Here is a 21,549-nt window from a genome sequence, read left to right on the forward strand (position 1 = left end):
GAGCGGGTGAGACGACCGCTGCCGAGCTCTGCCTCCCGGGCCCCGGCTCCGGCTTGAACGGCCAGGTGGGTGGGCGGGGTCAGCCCGCCCGAACCACCAGCGCCGTCGCCACCGCCATCAGCCCTTCCCCCCGCCCCGGAAACCCGAGCCCGTCCGTCGTGGCGCCGGACACGGAGACCGGCGCGCCCACCGCCTCCGACAGAACCTTCTGCGCCTCGTCCCGCCGCTTGCCGATCTTCGGTCGTGGCCCGACGACCTGCACGGCGACGTTGCCGATGACGAATCCGGCCTCGCGCACGAGACGCGCGGCCTCCGTCAGCAGCGTCGCCCCGGACGCCCCGGCCCACTCGGGCCGCCCGGTGCCGAAGTGCTGCCCCAGATCCCCCAGTCCGGCCGCGGAGAACAGTGCGTTGCACGCGGCATGGGCGACGACGTCCGCGTCGGAGTGACCGGCGAGGCCCGTCCCCTCCCCCTCCCACTTCAGACCGGCGCACCACAGCTCACGCCCCTCCTCGAAGGCGTGGATGTCCGTGCCGATGCCCACCTGCGGCAGCAGAGGCGCATGAGCCCCGGAAGTGCCAGAAGTCTCAGAAGCCATCGTTCAGCCTCCTGCGCGCCAGAACCGCCTCCGCCAGCACCAGGTCCAGGGGCCGCGTGACCTTGAAGGCCTCCTCATGGCCGGGAACGACCACGACCCGCAGCCCCAGCTGCTCCACCATGCTCGCGTCGTCGGTGACGTCGTCGGTCACCGTTTCGTGCGCACGGATCAGCGTGGCCCGCTCGAAGCCCTGCGGGGTCTGGACGGCCCGCAGCCGCCCCCGCTCGGGCGTGGCGACCACCGGCTCCGGCTCCCCCACCGCAGCCGCCGGCTCGACCTCCTTGACCGTGTCCGCGAGCGGCAGCGCCGGCACCACGGCCGGTGCCCCCGCCCGCACCGCCTCGATCACGGCGTCCACCGTGTCGACCGGCACCAGCGGCCGCGCGGCGTCGTGCACGAGCACGATGCCGTAGTCGGGCGGCAGCGCGTCCAGACCGAGCTTCACCGACTCCTGGCGGGACTCGCCACCGGGTACGACGAGGAAATCGGTGCGCTCCGGCAGTGCGTGCGCGTCGAGCAGCGACTTGACTTCACCGGCGCCGTCGGGCGGGGCCACGACGACGACCAGGGAGACGGCGCGGGAGGCGGCCATGGCGCGTACCGCGTGGATGAGCATGGGGGTGCCGTTCAGCGCGCGGAGCGCCTTGGGGGCCCCCGGACCGAGGCGCACACCCCGGCCGGCGGCCGGGATCACGACGGCGGTACGGGGGGTCATGGCCGGGGCCTCCGGAACGGCATCCGCGGTCGAAGGGCGCGAAACGTCAGACATCGGTTCCTGTCAGGTTTGTGTGCTCGGCCTACGTGGGTATGGCCACAGCGTGCCGGGCGCGACGCCTTGACCGGAACCCTTCCGTGACACTGGTCGAGCCAGCTGCCCGGGCCCGGCACACCAAGTATCGGGGGGTTTCTTCCCTCGTGAAGTATCGGGGGGTTTCCCTCGTGGCGTACGGCATCCGAGTACGAACATGCCGCAGCGCCCGGCGACAGAAGATACGTCATCTACGTCATCGGGCACCGCGGCATTTACTGTGCTGAGCGTGCTGAAGTGGGGCGGACCGTGCCGCCACGCGTCAGGACGCGAGGACCTCGTCGAGCAGGGCCTCGGCCTTGTCCTCGTTGGTGTTCTCCGCGAGAGCGAGCTCGCTCACCAGGATCTGGCGGGCCTTGGCAAGCATGCGCTTCTCACCGGCGGAGAGTCCGCGCTCGCGCTCACGACGCCACAGGTCACGCACGACTTCCGCGACCTTGATGACATCGCCGGAGGCGAGCTTCTCCAGATTTGCCTTGTAACGGCGTGACCAGTTCGTGGGCTCCTCGGCATACGGAGCGCGCAGCACCTCGAAGACCCGGTCCAGCCCGTCCTGACCGACCACATCACGTACGCCGACGAACTCCGCATTGTCCGCTGGCACACGTACCGTCAGGTCACCCTGGGCGACCTTCAGCACCAAGTAGGTCTTGTCCACGCCTTTGATCTGGCGAGTTTCGATAGCCTCGATCAGCGCGGCCCCGTGATGGGGATAGACCACGGTGTCGCCAACCTTGAACGTCATGTGACAGGTACCCCTTCCGTGGCTATCCAGGGTAACACGGAAACGGCGGGTTCTGAATGGCGTTTTCGCAGGTCAGGGCATATCTCGGGGCTTGACAACAGCAACAGGAACGTGCATCGAGGGCCGACCGGAAGCGGGTATTCGCAGGTCGGAGCGGCTGTCCGGGGGAGGTGAAACGCGTACGTTACACACATCCGGAGGCTCATCCAAGCGGCCGAACGTCCCTATATGTCTGGTTCCATACGATCGAGTTCCGCTACTCCGTTCGGTTACCCGGGACGGATACGAGACGAATCCGGAATTGATCACGGCGTGATCACAAGGGCCATCGCAAGGGTCATCCCAGGGCCGATCAGGGGAACGATCACAAGGCCGCCGGAACGGCCGACCGAGCGGCGCCTGTGATCAATTTTCAGACATAGGTCTGTCACCGCCGCGCATTCCCGCACTGAAAATCCGCAAGCCCGCTTAAGTGAATCTCGGACGAGTGCGGGACGAATGTGACTCGGGGGTCACTTCCGGAGTCACTTCCGGGGTTCACTCCCCGGTTCGGAAGCCCTCGGGTACCGCCTGCCGGGCGAAGCCGGATGCTCGGGGGAGGGTCGGGTGCGGCGCCTGAGGAACGGCTCGGTAACCTAAGGCCGCTGACAGACACTTAGGGCGGCTTTAGGTACAGCTGCCCCTGCGTTCAAGGAGAAGCCGCCGCCGTGAGCAGCAGCCTTCGACGCGGCGCCCTCGCCGCCTCCGCCATCGCGTTCTCGATCGCCTCGCTCGCCGCGTGCGGCGCGGGCAACAACTCCCAGACGTTGGAGATCAAGCCCGACAACGCGGCGACGAGCGTCGGCGACATCAAGATCCAGAACGCTCTCGTCATTACCCAGCCCAGCACGGAGTCCACGGGTCCCGCCGTGATCTCCGCGACCCTCTTCAACAGCGGCACCACCGCCCAGACGCTGGACTCGATCAGCGTCGAGGGCAACGGCAACGCCGAACTCTCCCCCGCCAAGGGCAAGGGCAAGCTGACCGTTCCGGCCGGCGGCTCCGTGGTCATCGGCGGCAAGGACAATGCCGCCGCGGTGCTCTCCAACCCCGGCGAGTCCGTCCAGGGCGGCAACGCCCAGAAGATCACCTTCACCTTCAGCAAGACCGGTGCGGTGAACCTGCGCGCCTTCGTCGTCCCCGCCGAGAGCTACTTCTCCAAGTGGGGCCCGAGCGAGATCCCGACCGCCCCGGCAGCCGCTTCCCAGCAGCCGTCGGAGACCACGTCGTCCTCGCCGAACGAGTCCGGCTCCACGTCGGCCTCCCCGAGCGACTCGGCGTCCGCGAGCGCGACGTCCTCGGAGTCGGCGTCCGGCAACTGAACGACTCGCACGACGAGGGGCGGCACCCTTTCCGGATGCCGCCCTTCGTCGTACGAGTCGTGCCTCAGTCGTACGTCAGTCGTACGTCATCTCTCTACGGCTCGAACTTGTATCCGAGGCCGCGCACCGTCACCAGGTACCTCGGCGCACCCGGGTCCGGCTCGATCTTCGCGCGCAGGCGCTTGACGTGGACGTCGAGGGTCTTGGTGTCACCGACGTAGTCGGCGCCCCAGACGCGGTCGATGAGCTGCATGCGGGTCAGTACGCGGCCCGCGTTGCGCAGCAGCATCTCCAGCAGGTCGAACTCCTTGAGCGGGAGATCCACCTTCGAGCCGGAGACGGTGACCACGTGGCGGTCGACGTCCATGCGGACCGGGCCGGCCTCCAGCGCGGCCGGGGTGACCTCTTCGGGCTCGCCGCGGCGGCGCAGGACGGCCCGGATACGGGCGACCAGCTCGCGCGAGGAGAACGGCTTGGTGACGTAGTCGTCGGCTCCTATTTCCAGGCCGACCACCTTGTCGATCTCGCTGTCCTTGGCGGTGACCATGATCACCGGGACATTGGAGCGGCCGCGCAGCTGACGGCACACCTCCGTGCCGGGCAGCCCCGGCAGCATCAGGTCGAGGAGGACGAGGTCGGCGCCGTTGCGCTCGAACTCGTCGAGTCCGTCGGGGCCCGTGGTCGCGACGGCGACCTCGAAGCCCTCCTTGCGGAGCATGTACGACAGGGCGTCGGAGAAGGACTCCTCGTCCTCGACGACGAGCACTCGGGTCACGGAAGGACCTCCGGGGCGGAAAGCGTCTGGTACGCGGTTGAGTCGGGGGATGTGGCGCGCGACGAGTGGGCGGACTGCCCGGGTCGATCATTCTCGGCGTTGTCGTCGTTGTCGTCGTCGAGATCGGGGTGCTGCTGGGCGCGGTCGCGGCCCGCGCCCGCCTCCGGCAGCCGCAGAGTGAACGTGGAGCCCTGTCCCTCGGAGCTCCACACCGTGACCTCCCCGCCGTGCGAGGCGGCCACGTGCTTGACGATCGCCAGCCCGAGGCCCGTACCACCCGTGGCACGGGAGCGGGCCGGGTCGACACGGTAGAAGCGCTCGAAGATGCGCTCCTTGTCCTTGTCGGAGATGCCGATGCCCTGGTCGGTGACGGCGATCTCGATGAGTTCTCCACCGGGCGCGGTCACCCGGCGGGCGGCTATGCCGACGCGGGTGCGGGCCGGGGAGTAGTTGACGGCGTTCTCGACGAGGTTGCCGAGAGCGGCGGCGAGCTGCCCCCTGTTTCCCCAGATCCGCAGGTCGGCGGTGCCGCCCGTCCGTCGGCCGCCATCACCCGCCTCGACCCCTGACGGCGCCCCTACATTCGCGGCCATGGTGATCTGCTTGGTGCCTGCCTGGTGGCGGCAGCGGTCGATGGCCTCGGCGACGAGTTCGCCCACGCGGACGGGCTCGGCGTCCTCGAGGGGGTCGTCGTTCTGGACCCTGGAGAGGTCGATGAGCTCCTGGACCAGGTTGGTCAGGCGCGTGGCCTCGATCTGCATACGGCCGGCGAAGCGCTCCACCGCCTCCGGGTCGTCCGAGGCGTCCATGACGGCCTCGGAGAGAAGGGAGAGCGCGCCGACGGGGGTCTTCAGTTCGTGGCTGACGTTCGCGACGAAGTCGCGCCGTACCGCCTCGATGCGCCGGGCCTCGGTGAGGTCCTCGACGAGGAGGAGCACGAGCCGGGAGCCGAGGGGGGCGACGCGTGCGGACACGGCGAGGGCCTCGCCCCGCCCGGTCCCCCGCCTGGGCAGATCCAGCTCGACCTGGCGTATCTCGCCGTCGCGCCGGGTGTCCCGGGCCATCTGGAGCATGGGTTCGACGGCGAGCTTGCCGCCGCGGACCAGCCCGAGGGCGTACGCGGCGGAACTCGCCTTGACCACGGCGTCCGCCTCGTCGAGTACGACGGCGGAGGAGCGGAGCACGGACAGGACCGTGTCCACACCCGGCGGGAGCACGGGGTCGGTGTGCAGGGAGGTTCTGGTGGGTCGCTGCTGGTCGCGTTCACTCCAGCGGAACGCCAGCATGGCGATGACGCCGGTGAGTACCCCGGCGATCGCTGCCGCTGCGGCGACCGCCGCGTTCACGTCCATGCCCCCAGGTTAGGCATGTCGTCGGGCCTGGCCACAGCCATCGAAGTGCGACCTCGAACACTCGTCGCCCAGAGTTCACCTAGGAGCTAGCAGTGGTTCATTTGGGGTGACGGAAACCGACGCGTACGGGCCGGAGCGTGGGAGCGTGGGGTTCGCACCGCCGGTCAAATGACGTTTCAGGACTGACGCAGCCGGGGTCCCGGCCCCCGGAACCCCCGAATTACACGCACGAGAGGGAAACCTGATGCGGGACGCGTACCACGAGGAACTGGACTCGATCGGCGACGGACTGGTGGAGATGGCCCGGCTGGTGGGGTCGGCGATCGGGCGCGCCACGACCGCCATCCTCGACTCCGACCTGAAGCTGGCCGAAAGTGTCATCGAGGCCGACAAGCGGGTCGATGAGCTCCAGCACGACCTGGAGGCGCGCGCGATAGCGCTGCTGGCCAGGCAGCAGCCGGTGGCCACGGACCTGCGGATCGTCGTCACGTCGCTGCGTATGTCGGCCGACCTGGAGCGCTCCGGCGACCTCGCCCAGCACGTGGCGAAGCTCGCGCGCCTGCGCTTCCCGGAGCGCGCCATCCCGCACGACCTGCACGCCACGATCCTGGAGATGGGCCAGCTCGCGCAGCGTCTGATGGCGAAGGCGGCCGAGGTCATCATCACGAAGGACGTCGATCTGGCGCTCCAGTTGGAGCAGGACGACGACGAGATGGATCTGCTGCACCGCACGCTGTTCCAGCACCTGCTGGACGACCGCTGGAAGCACGGCATCGAGACCGCGGTGGACGTGACGCTCCTCGGCCGCTACTACGAGCGGTACGCCGACCACGCGGTGGCGGTCGCCAAGCGGGTGGTGTTCCTGGTGACGGGCGAGCACGCGGACGAGCTCCAGCCTGACATCCAGCCCGACATCCAGTCGACGGCGGGGGGCGAGGGCGCGTAGCCCTCGCAAACTTCCGTACGTAACCCTCCGTTTCCGAACAGGCGCGAAGGGGAACGACCGGGGCGGGTGCAAAGCCTCTGTGCGCCGTTGATGCGCCTGGCGGAACGGGCATCCAATGGGCACAGGCACAGCCTCGAGGAGGGACCCAGAGTCATGGCCGAATCCCCCAGCACGACGCCGGACCCCACGCAGGAACGCCCGACCGAGCAGCCCACCGAGATCAGGAACCTGACGCTGATCGGCGCGTGCGGCTGCGGCTCGGGCTGCGGGTGCGGGTGCCAGTCGGGCAACCCCTGCCAGTGCGGCTGACGCCGTAGCGGGCGTACGACGGCGAAGGGCCCCGGCGTGAGTGCCGGGGCCCTTCGTCGCGCTGCGTCCGGAACGTCACTGGTCGCCCCGTCGGCCGTACGAGCGCAGCATGGAAGGTGATCCGGAAGGAGGTGCGAGCCCATGAGCAAGTTCATGGACGTCCACCACGGGATGAAGGGCATCACGCCCGACCAGCTTCGGGAGGCTCACCAGGCCGACCTCGCCATAGAGAAGGACGAGAAGGTGCACTTCGAAAGGGCCTGGGCGGACCCGGACTCCGGAACCGTCTACTGCCTCTCCGAGGCCCCGTCGGCCGAAGCGGTCCAACGCGTTCACGAACGCGCCGGCCACAAGGCGGACGAGATCCACGCCGTGCCGCTTTCGATCTGACGACCACCCGCCCCGCACCCGTCAAGAACGGCCCCCGGCCGGGGGCCGGGGGCCGGTCAGTCGGCCTCATTGGGCCGGGCCAAGTACTTCGTCGGCGCTGCGCGGCTCTGTGCGCGGCTGCTGGTTGAGCTTGTGGCGCTCGATGGAGGATCGCCGGTAGACCTCCTTGCGGGCCCGCATGATGTTGCCCAGGGGCGCGTGCTCGGCGGTGACCCGCCAGGGTGTGAAGGACAGCGCGTCCATCTTCTCCAGATTCTCCGGCTCGGAGATGTCCTGCTGCGGCAGCCGCAGCTTGGCCACGGTGACGGACGGCGAGAGTTGCTCGGGCCACTCCACGGTGGTGTCCTCCACCGGCATGCGCTCCAGGTCGGTGCAGAGCTGGACCTGGATGTCGAAGGCGTAGGGCCGCTCCTGCAGCTCGGCTTGCAGGGCCGGCCGGAAGACCTCCGCTGCCGAGGTCGGGTCGAGGGTGCGCCGGACCACCGCAGCGGCTAGGGACGGGTCGGGGGTGATGCGCACCTTGGCGATGTAGTCCCCGTGCCGGACCGCGCCCATCGTCCAGTAGCTCGACAGCAGTACGTTGACCGGAGGGGTCTTTGACAGGCGCAGGAAGGCCAGGAACTCGTCCCACGCCCAGTTGTCCTGGTCCAGCGTTCCCTTTCCGGTCACGAATTCGGTGAAGAAGCGATGTGCGCCGGGGCGGCCCTGGGAGAAGTAGGCCGGCGCGTTCAGGAACAATTCCTGGATGAACAGGTAGTGCTCGACCGTGTTGCAGAAGAAGATCGGTCCGTTGATGTTGGCGTAGTCGAATGTGCCCGTGTCCGGTTCGTCTTCCAGCAGGGTCGGGCCGGGGATGTCGAACATCTTCAGCGCCAGTCCGGTGGCGGCGCCCAGTCGCGCGTCGGCTCCGGCGTGGGGCGAGCCGTTGGAGAAGCGGATGAGCGCGTCGTGGGTTCCCGGAGTCGCGTAGATCCCCTGGGCGTACTCGGCGGGAAGCCCGGCCAGGATCTCCACTTCCCCTCGGACCAGCCCGTAGCCCTTGGCGTGGGCGTCGCGCAGGGCCCGTCCGGTGCCACCGGCCTCGACCGACTCGGCGATGTAGCTCTCGGTTTTTTCGATCACCGTCTGCACGTTGCGGTCGAAGTCCGGGTCGTCGTCTTCGACATCAGGCGTGTAGCGGACGAACTGTGCTGCCATGACTTCGACCTCTCCTCGGAGAGCGAGATCGGACCTCAGGGGGTGGGAATCGCCGTCAGTCCTCCAGTTCGGCAAGCCAGCGCAGGGCACGCAGACCCGGCACGAAGCAGTACTCACCGCCGCGGGTGACCACGAAGCTGGGCAGGTTCTGCAGGCGACGCCGGACCGGCTTCTCGGGGATGGTGACGCTGCCGGTTCCGCCGTGATGCCCGGCCACCGGGTCCTTCTCGCCGGGATAGCCGATGAAGTTGCCGTCGTTGACCCACTCGGCCTTGATGAACTCGAACTGCCGTTCCAGATGGGCTCCGAGGAAGACTCCGACCAGGCCCCGGTCGGCTCCGTCGTCCTCCAGCACGCCCTCGGGCAGCGGCGGGCCGTAGGTGGTGCCGCGGCGGATGAGCCGGTGCATCCGCGCGTCGCCGATGATGGTGGCATCACGGGGGTTCGTACGCCGGATGTGCGCACCAGCGGGGCACCGGTACCCACGGTCGTCGTTCTCCCGGTAGAGGAAGTTGTTGACGCGGTGCGGATCGGCCGCCAGCTCGGGATCATCGTGCTCCGGCGTCAGTGTCAGCGGCGCCCCGCTCGGCCAGCGCCCGACCATCTTGGCCGCCAGGAGTGCCTCCTCCTCGGCGCCGGCGCTGTTCGCGCGCAGGTACCGGCGCCAGGCCGCCACGTTGGTGTGGATCTTGCGAACGGCCGCGTAGGTCCCGTTGCGCCCCAGCACGTCGGGGCTGGGCATGGGCGGCATGTTGCCGGTTTCGTCGAGGTAGCCGAGGATGAACTCGCCGGCCTTGATGGGGGCTTCCTGCGGGTTGGAGCCGGGCAGTCCGACGCCCTCGATGTTCGGATGGCTGATGCCGTCACGGAAACCGAAGGTGGTGCGCCCGGTCGGGAGCTGGTGGACGTCCTGCTGCCAGATCACCTGGACACCGGGCGTGTCCTCGTAGGCGACTCGGGCCCGCTCCAGCTCCTTGTCCAGCTGCGCCGTATCTGAGGAGAGGGCACTCAACGCGATGTGGACATCGCCCGTTCCGAACGGTGCCTCCCAGTGGGCCGGCGCACTCTCGCCCACGTCGCCGATCAGCTCCGCCCTAGCGGCCATGCCCTCACGAAACGCCCGCGGAAAGCTGTCCAGCGACTCCTGGGGCACCCCCAGGGCCCTCAGCCCCTGAAAGGTGAACGCCACAGCGACCCAGGCGTCCTGGCTCCGGTCCGCGCCCGGCAGACCACCCGAGGTCACCGGGAGCAGCCGCCGCAGCAGGGCGCGCCCGGCATGGCGGTCATCGACACGCAGGAAGACGAACTTTCCCTCGTACGGCACGGGCCTCGGACGCAGGGCCCCGCTCTGGACGTCGTCGATCTCGACACTCACGCCGGCCGCGCTGCCGCTGTCCGCTGTGTTCATGGTCGCTTGTGCCTCCACATCGGTCTGTACCTGGACAGCCCTGCGATGGCCGATGGCCGACTCGCACCGGCCGACGCGGTCCACCGATGGTGGGTGGGCTCCGAGGGTTGGCTGTGTCCGGGTTCTAGGCCGAGGCTTCCTCCAGCAGCTTCTGGAATGCCGGCGTGGACACCAGCTCCGCGTTGGCCGGGTTGTCCAGCGCCGCCCGGAACTGGGGGGTGTCCAGCACCTCCTGGAACGCGTCGTCCACGCGGTGGTCCTTGTAGATCTGCTGAACGGTCAGGTCGGGATAGGCGCTGACGAAGACCCCCGCGGGCTCCTGGTGGGCGACGAACCAGTCCTTCACCCCCGGATCTTTGACGCCGGGGAACCCTTCGCTGTGTGAGAAGACCTTGTCGAAGCGGGCTCCGACCACCGTCTGGGCGAAGTCGTCGATGTAGTTGTCCCAGGAGCCGTCGAAAACGCTGGCGAACATGAACCGGGTGTCGTTGTCGAAGATCACGTGGCGTGCGTCGTGCAGGGTGCCGATCTGGCGCAGCGCCGCATGGACCCTCTCGTCATCCGCCGCGTCGGCGAGCGTGGCGAGATCCTCACGCAGCGCATCCGCATGGCCCGGCTTGATCTCGGTAAAGACGGTGAACTCGCTGCAGACCCCATCCGACTTGCCCGGGCGCTCGGGGTGAGCTGACTGGGTTGCGCCTGTCTTCGCAGTCATCGTGGGACTCTCCTGCCACGGATCGGTGCGAGGGTCGCCAAACGCCCGAACATGAGGCGCCATCGCCCTCACATATCAATCCTCACTGCGGATGCACTGCCTCGCATCCCGGGCTCTGGGCACTGTGGTCACCTGAGGCGGACTCCCGGGAAACTCCGGCACCGCGGGGCCCAGCCTGATCCCTCCCGTCCCGAGAAGCTCCCGAGAAGCTCCCGAGGACAGATCAGGCCAGGCGCAGGAAGATTGAACCGGTGGGACGTGCCGAGTACGCCGTCGTCACCATTCTCGGGCAGCCACTTCCGCACGGCCGTGAAGACAGTGGCACAGCCGATCGCACACCAACCCGTTGCGCCGCCGAGGCGGTCGGGACACCCTCTCCCGCCAAGCCCTACTCAACTGGATCGCCACCCTGACCCCCCACACGGAGGCAACCATGGGCGCAGTTCTCGGTGACGTACTGGGTTTCGCGGCCGCCGTCGCGGTCAGCCCGCTCCCGATCATCGCCATCATCCTCATACTCGCCACGCCTCGGGGACGTCTCAACGGAGTCCTCTTCACCATCGGCTGGATCCTGGGACTCGCGGTACTGGGCGCGGTGATGCTGGCGATCGCTTCCCCCGCAGGTGCCTCCGCCCACAAGCACCCGGCCACCTGGGTGGGAGCCCTCAAGCTCGCCCTGGGCGTGCTCCTCGTCGTCTTCGGCGCCCGGCAATGGCACCGACGCCCGAAGGACCCCTCGCAAGCCCAGCTGCCGAAGTGGATGAGCGCGATAGACCGCCTCACGCCGGTCAAGATCTTCGGACTCGGACTGGCCCTGGCCGCGCTCAACGCCAAGAACGCCCCGCTGACCATCGCCGCGGCCGCCTCCATTGGCTCAGCCGGACTGCCGGTCGGGCAGCAGATCGCATCGCTGGCGATCTTCGTCGTGATCGCCACCCTCGGCCTGCTGGCCCCATTGGGAGTCTTCCTACTTGGAGGAGAGGGAGCCAAAACCAGGCTCGGCAACTGGAAGGACTGGGCAGCTCAGCACAATGTCGCCGTGATGGCGGTCCTGTTCTTCGTCCTCGGACTGAAGCTGCTGGGAGACGGCATCTCCATCCTCACCTCCTGACGGGCGGCCCCAGCACGGCAACAAGCCCCTACCGGCAGAGAACCCGCAGGTAGGGGGCTTGATCGCGTCAGATTACTTCTTCTTACTTCTTCTTGCCCTGGGTCTTGCCGGGGATCTTGCTGACCTGCGTTTTCGCTGCTCAGGAGCGGTGGGCTCGTGCGCCTGGTGGTCGTCGTTGGTCGTCATTGGCCACTGTTGAGCGACCTCGGACGGCCCAGGGACGGCCCAGCCGTGGATCACATGACCGGCCTCAACCGACGGACGTAGCCCGCCACTGCTCGGTGATGCACCCCTCTTCCATGTCCCACCACTCCTTGGCCACGCCGTGGTTGAGCAGCTTCTGCACCTTGGCGAGATCGGCGGTGGGCGGAACGTCCAGGGCCACCATGCCGAACCGCTCTATGCCTTCGCCGTCGACGCCGAGTTCCTTGAACGCGTTGATCACGCTCTGCCGAGCGGCTCCCGAGCCGCCGTCACGGAACACGATGAGGCGGATGGTGCAGTTCTCCGAGCGCCGGACCACCTCGCCGGCCCATCGCACGCCCTCCTCATCGGGCTCGGTGGCCACGATGTCCCCGCAGGCGATGCCTCGGACGAACCAGGGGGTGTTGTCGAGCCGTGCGGTGCCGTCGCCTTGGTCGACCGCCCACAGACTCTCCACCGACGCCGGGGGCCAGTCGTCCTCGATCTCAAGCCGGAAGTGCACCTTCACGTACGGGCCCTCGGGATTCGTCATGGTGTCCAGGATGCACAGCACTGCCGCGTCGGCCGCGGGTGGGTGACGATGACGTCTTGCTCAAGCTGAAGAAGGCATTCGCCTGTGCCTCAGCCGACGGCAGTCGGCCACGACGAAGAGGGTGCCGACCGATCACGCGCGCGTATGCCTCGCTACACCCCCACCGGCCTTCGCCACGCTGCCGGTCCCGTCAACCAGAGCAAGCCGCGACGGCCATCCCGTAACGACGGTGCCCGAGCCCTCAGCTTGGGAAGCTGCGGTCATTTGGGGCCGGTTCGGCCGCTGACCTGCGCGAACGGTCAAGATGGGCCCTCATCGTGCCCCATCGCTTTCACTGTGGTTCCCCGTTGTTCCCCGCTCGATCTGGTGCGCTTGTGGTGCGGCGGGAGCTCCGGGACATCACGACCACGAGTAGAGCGTGCCCGTTCCGTAAGGCGTGCCGCTCTCCGGGTGCTCCTCGGGCAGAGGGGCGCGTACGAACTGGGCGCAGTACTCGTTGCACGCGCCGATCGCCTCGAAGTTCTGGCGTGCCTGCCGCAGGCTGAGGCCGTGGTTGGGGCCGCCGCGCACCGCGTCGGAGTCGTGCTCGTCCTGGCCGTCGTCCTCCCAGTAGCAGACATCGCAGATCTCGAACGCTCCACGCTCGGACAGGGTGATGAATCCGCAGCAGGGGCAGAGGTACGGCCCGTTCTCGGCGCTCCCACGAACAATCATGAAGGTCACGTTTGCATCCTGGTCCGCTGCTACCGCGCGCGCCCATGGATTTTGAACGTTGGCGTGCACGCTTTCCAACTGTGTTGGTGGGATGTTGGGCTGCGTGCGGGGGCGTTCACCTGCGTTCATGTACGGCCCGTCATGGGAGCGGCTGCCCTCCTCGGTCTCGCCTGAACGGCCGTGAACGGCGCTGAATGAGACGGAAACTGAGACGGACGGCGGGGCTGGATTCGCTAGCATCCTCGCTGTTGAAAGGGGGAGCCGTGGCACTGGCCCGCAAGGGATCACGACGGATCGTTGTCGACGGCACGGCCTACCGCTGGCGGCTGCGGGGCAGGCCGACGTACTTCCAGGGGCTGGCCTGGTCGCCGTGCACGTTCGCGGTCGAGCACGCAGACGTCCCCGGGACAACGCTCGTGGTCACGACCGACCAGCCGCTCCCGAGCAACTGGTTCGGACGCGAGGCCAAGCCCGTACTGCCATCCAACGTTGCCCAGACCATCCAGCTTGCTCTTCGTGAGGGCTGGACCCCAACGGCTCCGGGCTCCCCGTTCCACCTGGACCTTTCCGCCGGCTTCACGCCCTCGCCCTGAGCAAGCCAACAAGACCTGAGCTTGGGAAGCTAAGGTGATCTAGAGCGCACTGCCGGGCTGACCTGCGGCGGAAGGGTATCGACGTCCGGCGGGCGGGCCGTTGGTTCCCCGGTGTTCCCCGTGATTCCCCGCCGGATCTGGCACGCGTCTGGCACAAGCCCGCTGCCTTCAGATGATTATGAAGTCGGCTTCACTACATGGCCCAAGGCAACAAGGCCAATTCCGACCACTGTCAACGACGGATGCTCGAACCCGCCGCATGCGACGAGTAGAGCACCCGCTCCCCAGAGTCTCGGCTGTCGAACGTGGCGCTGTAGCCATCGGCCCGGCATACGTCCGAGGAGCAGGCCATGCAGGCCGAGAACAACACACGCAAGCCAGAGTGCCCCGACCAGAATCAGCATCGGCAGCAGGGAGCCGGCAAACGATGTCGACATGGTCGTCCCCCCAGTGGGCTGGTTGCTCGTTGCCCTCACGGAAGTCTGGCATGTCGGTGCGGACAAGGACGGTTGGACCTCTTCGTCCCGAAGCAACTTGGGTGGCTGCTCTGCCTTGAGCTGGTGCGCTTCTCACCCGCGCTGATGGTCCGCAGGCGTTCGTGCTCGTCCGTCGTTGTACGTCGGCGTAGTCACGCAGTTAGACACTCAGCCACTCAGTGACCAGCGCTACCAGCCACCGCCGAACAGCGGCTGCAAGGTGGCTGCCACACCGGATGTCACGGCAAGAATGCCGCCCAAGCTCGCCAGACTGGTAGTGGCGTTTTGGAAGAGCTCCTGCCGAAGTCGAGCCCACCGAGCGCTCCAGAAGATCATCTTTAGCTTCTGCCACTTGTGTTGGCGAAGGTGGCAGCCCATCAGCGTGCCATGGCTGTTGTTGCGGCATGAGCCTCCGCGTCCTTCAGCCCCACACCAGACAGGAACGTTGAAGAAGAAGTAGAAGGTGCTGACCCCGGACAACCCCAACAGTGCGGCCGGACCGAAGTTAAAGGTCAGCCAGCCTGCGATCAGCACCGCAAAGATGATCCAGCCCCAGTACTTCCCGAATCCCTTCATGCAGGTTCATGGTTCGGCTCTCACCAGCGGCGGAGAGCGGCGCAAGGGGGGCGCATTGCAGCACGACGCTCGGTCTACTCCTGGCCGGCCCAAACGGCACAGGGATCCACAGGGGCGGCGGCCCGGTGCCGACATGACTCCTCCTGCTGGCTCCTGCCGGGCCTTCCTGCGGCTCGTAGGGAATCGAGTCGCGGCCCTGCCGCGCGACCTTGTGGGTATGAGATCCCCGACCGAATGCGATCTTCACTCTAGAGGGTGCAAAATCCACATAAGGGGGGCAAAGTCACTCTCTTGGGCTTCCTTACGCGCATCCTAAGAGTTGGAGAACCTGTTCACTGATCATCCAAGCCGGGTAACCTCTTGCCCTGGGGGGAGGATGCATGTCCGAGTCATTGCGTTTTGAACGTCCACCTGTACAAGAAGTGACGCTGGCCTTCATGCTGCAACCGATGGGGCGGCTCCAGACGCTGGACCTTGCGCCCCTACGGGTCGAGTGGCGTGCTGACTACCCGCAGTTGCAAGAGGTGGCCCCTCTGTCGCCATGGAATCCTTCGGATCGAGATTCCGTGGAATTCGTGCGAACGGGCCTGTCTTGGCCTATGGGTATGTGCTCTTTTTCCACTGAGTCCGGCGACAGGAGGATAAGGTTTCAGCAAGACCGTTTCTTGCTGTCATGGTCTTTTGGTGAAGGCGCGCAGGAGTACCCCGGTTTTCAGGTCCTGAAATCGGAGCTGTTGGAAAAGTTCACCCAGTTCTCCAAGCTCGTCCATGAAGCTACAGATATTTACCCAAGCGTGAAGCGTGTCGACGTTCAGTACGTCAATTTGCTCCCAGGTATTTCTGCGCATGACTGCATGGCGGGGATCTTGAACGGATGGTCTTCGCGGTCGACTTTCCCGTTCAGGAAACCTGACTATTCCGGTTTTCGCGTCCACTATCAAGAGTCTGAATTGGACGCCAATGTGGCAGTCCTAATCGGAGTCGACTCGGTAGTGGGAGAATCGCCCTCGGGTGACTTCGTCGACAGTGCCGCAATCAGCCTGGACGCAGAGGCGGTTGTCGGTGAGGGCTATGACTATCTAGCGACGCTCGAATCGGCCCATGATGTGTTGACATCTGCATTCCTTGAGGTCACCAGTGGAGAGATGCGGGCTAAGTGGGGCGAGAGCTCGTGAACGCCTACAGCATGCGCCGTCAGGAACTCTTCCCGCGCTTTGGGCTGCGAATTGGTGCCCGCCCGGCCGCCGATCTCTGGATGATTCGTCGTACTCCTTCTGCCACATCTCAGGAGTTGCGCCTAGTCGGCGAGCGTGAGAGTGAGAGCAAGCTGGAGCTGCAGACCCACATCAGTGGGAAGCTGCATGAGCTGCGGACTCTCCCTACTGATTGGGATGGTGCTGGAGGCGAGCCGCTAACTCAGACCGTCACACATCAGGCGTACCGCACGATGGATCAGCTGACGGATTTCCGGTCGGTGTTCCCGTTTGTCACGCCTGGTGAAGAGGGTTCCGTACTCTTCGAGTGGCGAGCTGGCGCTGAGCGGCTGGAAATCCAGTTCTTCCCTGGCGAATCTCCCTATGTCAGCTACGTGGATCCGGAAGGGTATAGGAAGATTGAGGGAGATTTGGGGAGTCGGGGCGTGAGTTATGGGGAGATTCGACGGATCCTCAGCTCGCTTTCCACTCGCATCTGGGTGGCGAATCCGGGATGGAAGCAGCTTTTTTCCTGAGTGCGCATCATGAGGGGGAGTGTTGGTCTGGGATGATGCATCTATACCTGACGGAGAAGCTATCTACCGGAGAGTGCCGGATAAGCCAGATTTTCTAGCTCCTGATCTCCTGACAGGAGAGCGCCGCCCTACTCGTACCGCTTTCCAGTGGGATGATGATGGAATTTCGGTTCATCGGAGCTCGATTCTCGGAGAATCGGGTTATGGCCCCGAGGCTGTGATTCGTAACGACCGTCAGCAGGTCTTCGGTTTCGAGGCTTCTGTTCCCCGAGGCTGCGGAGCCGGTGTGATCAACGACCCCGTACCAGATGATCCTCCGGCGGGAATCGCACACGCGTTGATTCAGTGTGAGACGCCCAAGCCTGACCGGCCGAGGCGGCGTGAGATCGCTGAAGCGTTGGCGGCTGCAGCAACGCGATACTTTCCCGCCCGTGATTCAGGCGCCCAGTCGCCCTAGGTCGGCGGAACGGCTTTGGGCTGGAGTTTCAATGACCGAGTCAAGCCGATGAGGCGCCGTCCATCAGTGAGGACGGCGCCCGCTTCTCGGGGGTCGTCTCTGCCTCAGCCGACGAAAGTCAGCCACGACGGTGGGTGCGCCGACCGATCACGCGCGCGTGTGCCTCGCTCCACCCTCACCGGCCTCGGCCACGCTGCCGGTGCCGTCTGCCAGAGCAAGCCGCGGCGACGGAACCGTGGTGGCGAGGCAATGGGCCATGACTTCTTGGTCCCGAAGCGACTTGGATGGCGCGGGCCTCTCGGCCAATGGCTGGCGTGCCTCTCACTCGCTGCGCCTGTCCATGAGCGTGCGTGCTTGTCCGCCGCTGTTCGTCGGCGTTGTCACGCAGTCAGACACTCAGAGCCGGAGTTCCGCGAGCACTGGGTTAGCCGCGAGCCTGGGGTACTCACCGCTGAGTTGCGCCAGCACGGCCTCTCGAAGGACCAGCCAGGCGTTCGTGAGATCAACGCGTTCGCAGACCGCCGCTGCCGTTGCGTACGTGCACGAGACCCGCACCTTCTCACCTTCCGGGACAAAGTTGATCAGCTCGGCGTTCTCGGTAAAGCCGATCGTCGTACGCTCGCCCCGCTCCAGGTGTTCGAGTGCACCCTTCATCGACCACAGGAAGTCGAAAACAGGCGTCCACGACCACGGCGGGGTCAGCTCGGCCTCGCCGATCGTGAACGTAAGGTCGGACAGGAAGTAGTACCAGCGCAGGTCAGCACGGCTTACGCCGGCGAGATCCACTCCTTCACGGTTCTCCCGACCTTGGTCCATGTACGGGCCGGTCTGGCGGTATTCGATCTTGATCATTAGGGCCCCTGTCAACGGCGGCGCGATGCGACTCTCATCGTCCGTGACGGAGGCCGGCAGAGTTGCTGCACCCGGGGATGCCGCGTGCCCGAGTGATCCAGGAACTCGCCCCCTGTGGGGCACACTGGAGGAGACGCAGGGCTTCACCCGGCAGTGGCAGACCCTGGTGCAGTGCATCCGCGACCAACTGTCCCTTCACGCAGTCTGGTTGTCGTGGGGGGGACTTCGCAACGCCCTGAGGATGAAACCGACACGGGTACTGGTGGGGAGACACACGATGGCGATGGGGCCGAGTCCGGAACCGAATGGCGCACCGTGGCGAGGAGGATCCGGCGCATGGCGGATGTGGTTGAAAGTACTCATCTCCCTTGCGGCTGGCGGCCTGACCTCCGTCATCGCCAAGGTCGCGAACTCGGAGGCCAAGTGGCAGATCGGTGTCGGCATCTTTGTCGGTGGCTGCATCCTGATCCTTCAGCTCCTGGGCGACCTGATCAATCAGGTGAGGGACTTGAAGGCCGTGCTACCTCAGCACAACGCGCAGACACAGGAAACGGTCGTGAGGAGCTTCGCTCAGATCAGCGAGGCAACCAAGTTCTACAGTGAGATGGAGAGGCTGCCTTCCGACGGAGCGGCTGCGTTGGCCACCAGTGCGGTGGAGGTCGTCTCCAGGGGTCCCGACATCATGAGGCGCTTCGCCGAGGAGCTGATGCGGCGCCTCGCCGTTGACATGGAGGCGCTCAAGAGCGGGAGTGTCGATTGCGCCGGCGAGAACCACGACTGGATGCTGACCCTTACCAACTGCGCCACGAATTCCATCGACACCACAAGCACGCTCTCCTTGGTGGACCGGGACTTCTGGAACAGCGGGCCTGCCGACCTCTATCTGCAGGCGCAGCGCGAGGCGATAGCGAGGGGGGTGACGGTGCGACGGCTGTTCCTGGTAGACGACTCGACGGATCTCAACGACGACCTGCGTCAACTCGGCCAAGAGCAAGAGGAGTTGGGTATAGAGACACGTGCGCTCGTCCGGACACAGCTGCCCCAGAACGTCAGGCGGGGCTTGGTGGACGAATTCATCATCTTCGACAAGGCGACCTGCTACGAGATCGAACAGGATCAACTTCATGTCAACACCTCGACGCGCGTGAGAGCGCATGAGGACTACGTCAGACTGAGGAGCCAGCGGTTCGCCGAGCTCTGGGATGTGGGCGTGCCGACGCAGACGATAGGAACCCCGACAGGTGAGCCAGGGGCGGTCGGCGCGTGATATGGCTGCCTAGAGCCGCGGAGCCGACCGCCCCAGCCACAGAGGGTTTCTCCCACCTTCATGCCCGCAGCCGCCGAGCGCGCCGCCGGGCGCGGCCAGCCGGGGCGCAGACAGGAGGCAGGCCGCGCCGCAGAGGCGGCGCGCGCCCGCGCCGTGCGCGGGCCTTGAACCAGTAGAGAAAGTTGTAACTCAGTCAGGCGTGTGGGGCTTAAAGACGTATGCGCAAGCTGGGAGTTCGGCTGCTTGGCGATGGGCGAGCGGCAAGAACAGCACTGGTCGGATCGTCCACGTGATGCGCGTGTCCGTATAGGTGACTGAGACCGTGCAGGGCTCTGCGCGCAGGAGCGCTCGGCGAGTCTGAATGCGGCCGTCATACAGCCAGGTCCATGCCTCCTCGGATGCCTCGGGGTCGAGTGCTGGTGAGATGGTGCGGAGTGCGACGGCGACCCATCTGTCGGCCTGGGGCGCTGAGTAGGCATCGAACAAAGCCCGAAGCGCTGGTCCCGTTGCCTCGGCGAGGTCTTCGGTCCAGCACTCGCACCAGTAGCCCCACTGCGGCTTGTTCATCAGCACAGGTGACCTCCCGGGTGGGCGTCTGCATAGAGCTCCGCGGTGACGGTGCGGCCGCCGGCGCTGTCGTGGACCACCAGTCGGTGGGCGATGGCGCTCACCATGGCCAGGCCCCGGCCGTGCTCGGCCTCCTGGTCCTGGTGCTCGACCTTCGGGGCCGTGCATGCGTCTCCGTCGTCCGTCACTGACAGGGCGACCACCTGGCCGGAGACGGCCAGAGCCAGATGGAAGCTGCCGTGCTCCTGGCCGCTGGCCGTGTGGACGATCGCATTCGCGCTCAGCTCGCTCGCGATCAGTTCGGCGTCCTCGGCTAAGGGGGAACCGCGCAGGATGTCGCGGGTCCATCGGCGGGCTCTGCTGACCTCTTCGGGGAAACCTGGGCAAGTGAGCCCCCAGACCCGGACCGTACTCGTATACTCGTGCATACAAGTTCCTTCGTGCTGGTAGGCCGCCATGTGCAGCGGGTTCGGGCTAGACGAGTTTCACGCCGTCGTGGGCGCGAATGGCTGGCGGGGACGCCGCGTCCAAAGCGTCGAGGACGCGGATCGCGTACGCCTCGTCGGCGAGTTCGGAGACTTCTTCACGGGTGGCCCAGCGCAGTGCGCGGGTCTCGCTTCCGGTGGTGGGCGTACCGTCGGCGACTTCGCAGCGGAAGACCAGCGAGACGATCAGACCCGTCATGTTCTTGTAGATGCCGGTCAGGGTCGCGGGAATCGCGATCTTGATTCCGGTCTCTTCGAGGACTTCGCGTTGCAGGGCCTCGGGGATGGTCTCCTCACGTTCGAGGATGCCGCCCGGGGGTTCCCAGTGGCCATTGTCGCGGCGCTGGATCAGGAGGGCCCGGCCTCGGTCGTCGACGACGACCCCGGCCACGCTCACGGAGTGCGGGCGGTCAGTGCTCACGTTCCTCGGCCCTCTCGGATGACTAGGCTCTCCACCGTAGCAACAGAACTCGCCCACTCGTCTAGATACCTAAAGGAGTACACACACATGACCCCTTCTCTTCCTTCGGGTCTCCTCGGCGACCTCGATCCCACGAGTGATCGTGCGGTCTTCCGGCAGATCGCCGACCAGCTGCGTGAGGCCATCGATCGTGGGCGATTCAGCGAGGGCGAAAAGCTGCCCTCGGAAGCTGAGCTTGTCGATCATTACGGGGTGTCCCGGATGACCGTCCGGAACTCCTTCTCCATCCTCCAGGGTGAGGGTCTGGTCCACGCCGAACACGGCAAGGGGGTGTTTGTCCGGCCGCGTCCGCCCGTGCGGCGCCTTGCCTCCGACAGGTTCGCCCGCCGTCACCGGGAACAGGGCAAGTCCGCGTTCATCGTCGAGGCCGACGCCGCCGGCAGTCACCCGCAGGTCGACAGCCTGGAGGTCAAGGAAGAGAAGGCCAGCCAGGACATCTCCACCCGGCTCGGGTCCGTGCGGCGGGTGCTCGCTCGCCGTCGGCGCTACCTTCTCGACGGGCGGCCGGTCGAGTTCGCCGCCTCCTACCTCCCGCTCGACATCGCCCGCGGAACGCAGATCGCCGAGCCCAACCCCGGCCCCGGCGGCATCTACGCCCGCCTCGAAGAGCTCGGTCACCGCCTGGACCACTTCGAGGAAGAGATCCGCGCCCGGATGCCCTCGCCCGCTGAGGTCAAGACGCTTCACCTGGCCTCCGGCGTGCCTGTCATCCATCTGATCCGTACCGCCTTCGACACCGAGGGGCGGCCGGTCGAGGTCTGTGACACGGTCATGGCAGCGGACGCGTACGTGCTGTCGTACCAGCTCCCGGCCACGTGAGCGCATGACCGGCGGTGGTGCGCGGGGACGCCTTCTCCGAACTCGTACACCCCAACAGGCATACTCGTATAGACGAGTGGGC

At 66.4% G+C, this 21,549-nt stretch carries 25 protein-coding genes; 10 read left to right on the plus strand and 15 right to left on the minus strand.

Annotated features, from left to right (window positions below):
- Window positions 1–79: 79 nt before the first annotated feature.
- From ispF to ABT114_RS25390, 3 genes are all read right to left on the minus strand, one after another.
- Complete coding sequence (gene ispF / locus ABT114_RS25380; protein WP_351145147.1) at window positions 80–598, minus strand: 2-C-methyl-D-erythritol 2,4-cyclodiphosphate synthase; 519 nt, start codon at window positions 596–598, stop codon at window positions 80–82.
- The gene (gene ispD, locus ABT114_RS25385; RefSeq protein ID WP_351145148.1) at window positions 588–1,367 is read right to left on the minus strand and encodes a 2-C-methyl-D-erythritol 4-phosphate cytidylyltransferase; all 780 of its coding nucleotides are present in this window, start codon (window positions 1,365–1,367) and stop codon (window positions 588–590) included. Before ispD ends, ispF begins: the two co-directional genes overlap by 11 nt.
- 301 nt (window positions 1,368–1,668) lie before the next feature.
- Window positions 1,669–2,151, minus strand: coding sequence for a CarD family transcriptional regulator (locus tag ABT114_RS25390; protein WP_003953493.1), 483 nt, complete (start codon window positions 2,149–2,151; stop codon window positions 1,669–1,671).
- A 707-nt stretch (window positions 2,152–2,858) separates the two neighbouring features.
- Here ABT114_RS25390 and ABT114_RS25395 point away from each other — a divergent pair.
- The gene (locus tag ABT114_RS25395; protein WP_351145149.1) at window positions 2,859–3,512 is read left to right on the plus strand and encodes a copper chaperone PCu(A)C domain-containing protein; all 654 of its coding nucleotides are present in this window, start codon (window positions 2,859–2,861) and stop codon (window positions 3,510–3,512) included.
- Between the two features lie 94 nt (window positions 3,513–3,606).
- Here ABT114_RS25395 and phoP read toward each other — a convergent pair whose 3' ends face one another.
- Complete coding sequence (gene phoP, locus ABT114_RS25400) at window positions 3,607–4,278, minus strand: two-component system response regulator PhoP (protein ID WP_004000192.1); 672 nt, start codon at window positions 4,276–4,278, stop codon at window positions 3,607–3,609.
- Between the two features lie 5 nt (window positions 4,279–4,283).
- Window positions 4,284–5,639 (minus strand): two-component system sensor histidine kinase PhoR, encoded by a 1,356-nt coding sequence (gene phoR, locus ABT114_RS25405; protein WP_351145150.1) that lies wholly within the window; start codon window positions 5,637–5,639, stop codon window positions 4,284–4,286.
- A 244-nt stretch (window positions 5,640–5,883) separates the two neighbouring features.
- Here phoR and phoU point away from each other — a divergent pair, with 244 nt between their 5' ends.
- From phoU to ABT114_RS25420, 3 genes are all read left to right on the plus strand, one after another.
- On the plus strand, window positions 5,884–6,585 hold the full coding sequence (phoU, locus tag ABT114_RS25410; RefSeq protein ID WP_351145151.1) for a phosphate signaling complex protein PhoU: 702 nt from the start codon (window positions 5,884–5,886) through the stop codon (window positions 6,583–6,585).
- Window positions 6,586–6,738: 153 nt separating this feature from the next.
- Window positions 6,739–6,894, plus strand: a complete 156-nt coding sequence (locus ABT114_RS25415) for a hypothetical protein (protein WP_351145152.1) — start codon at window positions 6,739–6,741, stop codon at window positions 6,892–6,894.
- A 141-nt stretch (window positions 6,895–7,035) separates the two neighbouring features.
- Window positions 7,036–7,284 (plus strand): SCO4226 family nickel-binding protein, encoded by a 249-nt coding sequence (locus tag ABT114_RS25420; RefSeq protein ID WP_351145153.1) that lies wholly within the window; start codon window positions 7,036–7,038, stop codon window positions 7,282–7,284.
- A 66-nt stretch (window positions 7,285–7,350) separates the two neighbouring features.
- Here the strand turns inward: ABT114_RS25420 and ABT114_RS25425 are convergent, their stop codons facing one another.
- The 3 genes from ABT114_RS25425 to ABT114_RS25435 form a co-directional block, all read right to left on the minus strand.
- Window positions 7,351–8,481, minus strand: coding sequence for a catalase family protein (locus ABT114_RS25425; protein WP_351145154.1), 1,131 nt, complete (start codon window positions 8,479–8,481; stop codon window positions 7,351–7,353).
- Window positions 8,482–8,536: 55 nt separating this feature from the next.
- Complete coding sequence (locus ABT114_RS25430) at window positions 8,537–9,889, minus strand: Dyp-type peroxidase (protein ID WP_351145155.1); 1,353 nt, start codon at window positions 9,887–9,889, stop codon at window positions 8,537–8,539.
- A gap of 124 nt (window positions 9,890–10,013) precedes the next feature.
- Window positions 10,014–10,604 (minus strand): hypothetical protein, encoded by a 591-nt coding sequence (locus ABT114_RS25435; RefSeq protein WP_351145156.1) that lies wholly within the window; start codon window positions 10,602–10,604, stop codon window positions 10,014–10,016.
- Window positions 10,605–11,037: 433 nt separating this feature from the next.
- On the opposite strand from ABT114_RS25435, the gene ABT114_RS25440 reads away from it, so the two are divergent.
- Window positions 11,038–11,715, plus strand: coding sequence for a GAP family protein (locus ABT114_RS25440; protein ID WP_351145157.1), 678 nt, complete (start codon window positions 11,038–11,040; stop codon window positions 11,713–11,715).
- A gap of 250 nt (window positions 11,716–11,965) precedes the next feature.
- Here the strand turns inward: ABT114_RS25440 and ABT114_RS25445 are convergent, their stop codons facing one another.
- Together ABT114_RS25445 and ABT114_RS25450 are read right to left on the minus strand one after the other, a co-directional pair.
- On the minus strand, window positions 11,966–12,451 hold the full coding sequence (locus tag ABT114_RS25445) for a DUF4265 domain-containing protein (protein WP_351145159.1): 486 nt from the start codon (window positions 12,449–12,451) through the stop codon (window positions 11,966–11,968).
- A gap of 399 nt (window positions 12,452–12,850) precedes the next feature.
- The gene (locus ABT114_RS25450) at window positions 12,851–13,165 is read right to left on the minus strand and encodes a CPCC family cysteine-rich protein (RefSeq protein ID WP_351145290.1); all 315 of its coding nucleotides are present in this window, start codon (window positions 13,163–13,165) and stop codon (window positions 12,851–12,853) included.
- A gap of 263 nt (window positions 13,166–13,428) precedes the next feature.
- On the opposite strand from ABT114_RS25450, the gene ABT114_RS25455 reads away from it, so the two are divergent.
- On the plus strand, window positions 13,429–13,758 hold the full coding sequence (locus ABT114_RS25455) for a hypothetical protein (RefSeq protein ID WP_351145160.1): 330 nt from the start codon (window positions 13,429–13,431) through the stop codon (window positions 13,756–13,758).
- Window positions 13,759–14,423: 665 nt separating this feature from the next.
- Here ABT114_RS25455 and ABT114_RS25460 read toward each other — a convergent pair.
- On the minus strand, window positions 14,424–14,810 hold the full coding sequence (locus ABT114_RS25460; protein WP_351145161.1) for a hypothetical protein: 387 nt from the start codon (window positions 14,808–14,810) through the stop codon (window positions 14,424–14,426).
- Window positions 14,811–15,190: 380 nt separating this feature from the next.
- Between ABT114_RS25460 and ABT114_RS25465 the strand changes: the two genes are divergently transcribed.
- Both ABT114_RS25465 and ABT114_RS25470 read left to right on the plus strand, forming a co-directional pair.
- On the plus strand, window positions 15,191–15,985 hold the full coding sequence (locus tag ABT114_RS25465; RefSeq protein ID WP_351145162.1) for a TIGR04255 family protein: 795 nt from the start codon (window positions 15,191–15,193) through the stop codon (window positions 15,983–15,985).
- Window positions 15,982–16,539: a hypothetical protein gene (locus ABT114_RS25470; RefSeq protein ID WP_351145163.1), complete on the plus strand. Its 558-nt coding sequence runs from the start codon at window positions 15,982–15,984 to the stop codon at window positions 16,537–16,539. Before ABT114_RS25465 ends, ABT114_RS25470 begins: the two co-directional genes overlap by 4 nt.
- A gap of 853 nt (window positions 16,540–17,392) precedes the next feature.
- Here the strand turns inward: ABT114_RS25470 and ABT114_RS25475 are convergent.
- The gene (locus tag ABT114_RS25475) at window positions 17,393–17,848 is read right to left on the minus strand and encodes a hypothetical protein (protein WP_351145164.1); all 456 of its coding nucleotides are present in this window, start codon (window positions 17,846–17,848) and stop codon (window positions 17,393–17,395) included.
- A 349-nt stretch (window positions 17,849–18,197) separates the two neighbouring features.
- Between ABT114_RS25475 and ABT114_RS25480 the strand changes: the two genes are divergently transcribed.
- Window positions 18,198–19,115, plus strand: a complete 918-nt coding sequence (locus ABT114_RS25480; protein WP_351145166.1) for a DUF6879 family protein — start codon at window positions 18,198–18,200, stop codon at window positions 19,113–19,115.
- A gap of 189 nt (window positions 19,116–19,304) precedes the next feature.
- Here the strand turns inward: ABT114_RS25480 and ABT114_RS25485 are convergent, their stop codons facing one another.
- The 3 genes from ABT114_RS25485 to ABT114_RS25495 are packed head-to-tail and all read right to left on the minus strand — an operon-like array spanning window position 19,305 to window position 20,564.
- A complete protein-coding gene (locus tag ABT114_RS25485) occupies window positions 19,305–19,682 on the minus strand; it encodes a hypothetical protein (protein ID WP_502988385.1) in 378 nt (125 codons plus the stop codon).
- Window positions 19,682–20,110, minus strand: coding sequence for an ATP-binding protein (locus ABT114_RS25490; RefSeq protein ID WP_351145168.1), 429 nt, complete (start codon window positions 20,108–20,110; stop codon window positions 19,682–19,684). The genes ABT114_RS25485 and ABT114_RS25490 overlap by 1 nt, the downstream gene beginning before the upstream one ends.
- A 46-nt stretch (window positions 20,111–20,156) precedes the next feature.
- Window positions 20,157–20,564 carry an NUDIX hydrolase gene (locus tag ABT114_RS25495; RefSeq protein ID WP_351145291.1) on the minus strand — a complete coding sequence of 136 codons (408 nt, stop codon included), beginning with the start codon at window positions 20,562–20,564 and terminating at the stop codon, window positions 20,157–20,159.
- A 111-nt stretch (window positions 20,565–20,675) separates the two neighbouring features.
- Here ABT114_RS25495 and ABT114_RS25500 point away from each other — a divergent pair, with 111 nt between their 5' ends.
- Complete coding sequence (locus ABT114_RS25500) at window positions 20,676–21,467, plus strand: GntR family transcriptional regulator (protein WP_351145169.1); 792 nt, start codon at window positions 20,676–20,678, stop codon at window positions 21,465–21,467.
- The last annotated feature ends 82 nt before the right edge of the window (window positions 21,468–21,549 follow it).

The organism is Streptomyces sp. NPDC002088, assembly GCF_040296605.1.
GTDB lineage: Bacteria > Actinomycetota > Actinomycetes > Streptomycetales > Streptomycetaceae > Streptomyces.

Bases quoted from the DNA above. Each gene is read 5' to 3' on its own strand.
- ispF (WP_351145147.1), bottom strand. From the start codon at position 598: ATGGCTTCTGAGACTTCTGGCACTTCCGGGGCTCATGCGCCTCTGCTG.
- ispD (WP_351145148.1), bottom strand. From the start codon at position 1,367: ATGTCTGACGTTTCGCGCCCTTCGACCGCGGATGCCGTTCCGGAGGCC.
- ABT114_RS25390 (WP_003953493.1), bottom strand. From the start codon at position 2,151: ATGACGTTCAAGGTTGGCGACACCGTGGTCTATCCCCATCACGGGGCC.
- phoR (WP_351145150.1), bottom strand. From the start codon at position 5,639: ATGGACGTGAACGCGGCGGTCGCCGCAGCGGCAGCGATCGCCGGGGTA.
- phoU (WP_351145151.1), top strand. From the start codon at position 5,884: ATGCGGGACGCGTACCACGAGGAACTGGACTCGATCGGCGACGGACTG.
- ABT114_RS25415 (WP_351145152.1), top strand. From the start codon at position 6,739: ATGGCCGAATCCCCCAGCACGACGCCGGACCCCACGCAGGAACGCCCG.
- ABT114_RS25420 (WP_351145153.1), top strand. From the start codon at position 7,036: ATGAGCAAGTTCATGGACGTCCACCACGGGATGAAGGGCATCACGCCC.
- ABT114_RS25425 (WP_351145154.1), bottom strand. From the start codon at position 8,481: ATGGCAGCACAGTTCGTCCGCTACACGCCTGATGTCGAAGACGACGAC.
- ABT114_RS25430 (WP_351145155.1), bottom strand. From the start codon at position 9,889: ATGAACACAGCGGACAGCGGCAGCGCGGCCGGCGTGAGTGTCGAGATC.
- ABT114_RS25435 (WP_351145156.1), bottom strand. From the start codon at position 10,604: ATGACTGCGAAGACAGGCGCAACCCAGTCAGCTCACCCCGAGCGCCCG.
- ABT114_RS25440 (WP_351145157.1), top strand. From the start codon at position 11,038: ATGGGCGCAGTTCTCGGTGACGTACTGGGTTTCGCGGCCGCCGTCGCG.
- ABT114_RS25445 (WP_351145159.1), bottom strand. From the start codon at position 12,451: ATGACGAATCCCGAGGGCCCGTACGTGAAGGTGCACTTCCGGCTTGAG.
- ABT114_RS25450 (WP_351145290.1), bottom strand. From the start codon at position 13,165: ATGATTGTTCGTGGGAGCGCCGAGAACGGGCCGTACCTCTGCCCCTGC.
- ABT114_RS25460 (WP_351145161.1), bottom strand. From the start codon at position 14,810: ATGAAGGGATTCGGGAAGTACTGGGGCTGGATCATCTTTGCGGTGCTG.
- ABT114_RS25465 (WP_351145162.1), top strand. From the start codon at position 15,191: ATGTCCGAGTCATTGCGTTTTGAACGTCCACCTGTACAAGAAGTGACG.
- ABT114_RS25475 (WP_351145164.1), bottom strand. From the start codon at position 17,848: ATGATCAAGATCGAATACCGCCAGACCGGCCCGTACATGGACCAAGGT.
- ABT114_RS25485 (WP_502988385.1), bottom strand. From the start codon at position 19,682: ATGAACAAGCCGCAGTGGGGCTACTGGTGCGAGTGCTGGACCGAAGAC.
- ABT114_RS25490 (WP_351145168.1), bottom strand. From the start codon at position 20,110: ATGCACGAGTATACGAGTACGGTCCGGGTCTGGGGGCTCACTTGCCCA.
- ABT114_RS25500 (WP_351145169.1), top strand. From the start codon at position 20,676: ATGACCCCTTCTCTTCCTTCGGGTCTCCTCGGCGACCTCGATCCCACG.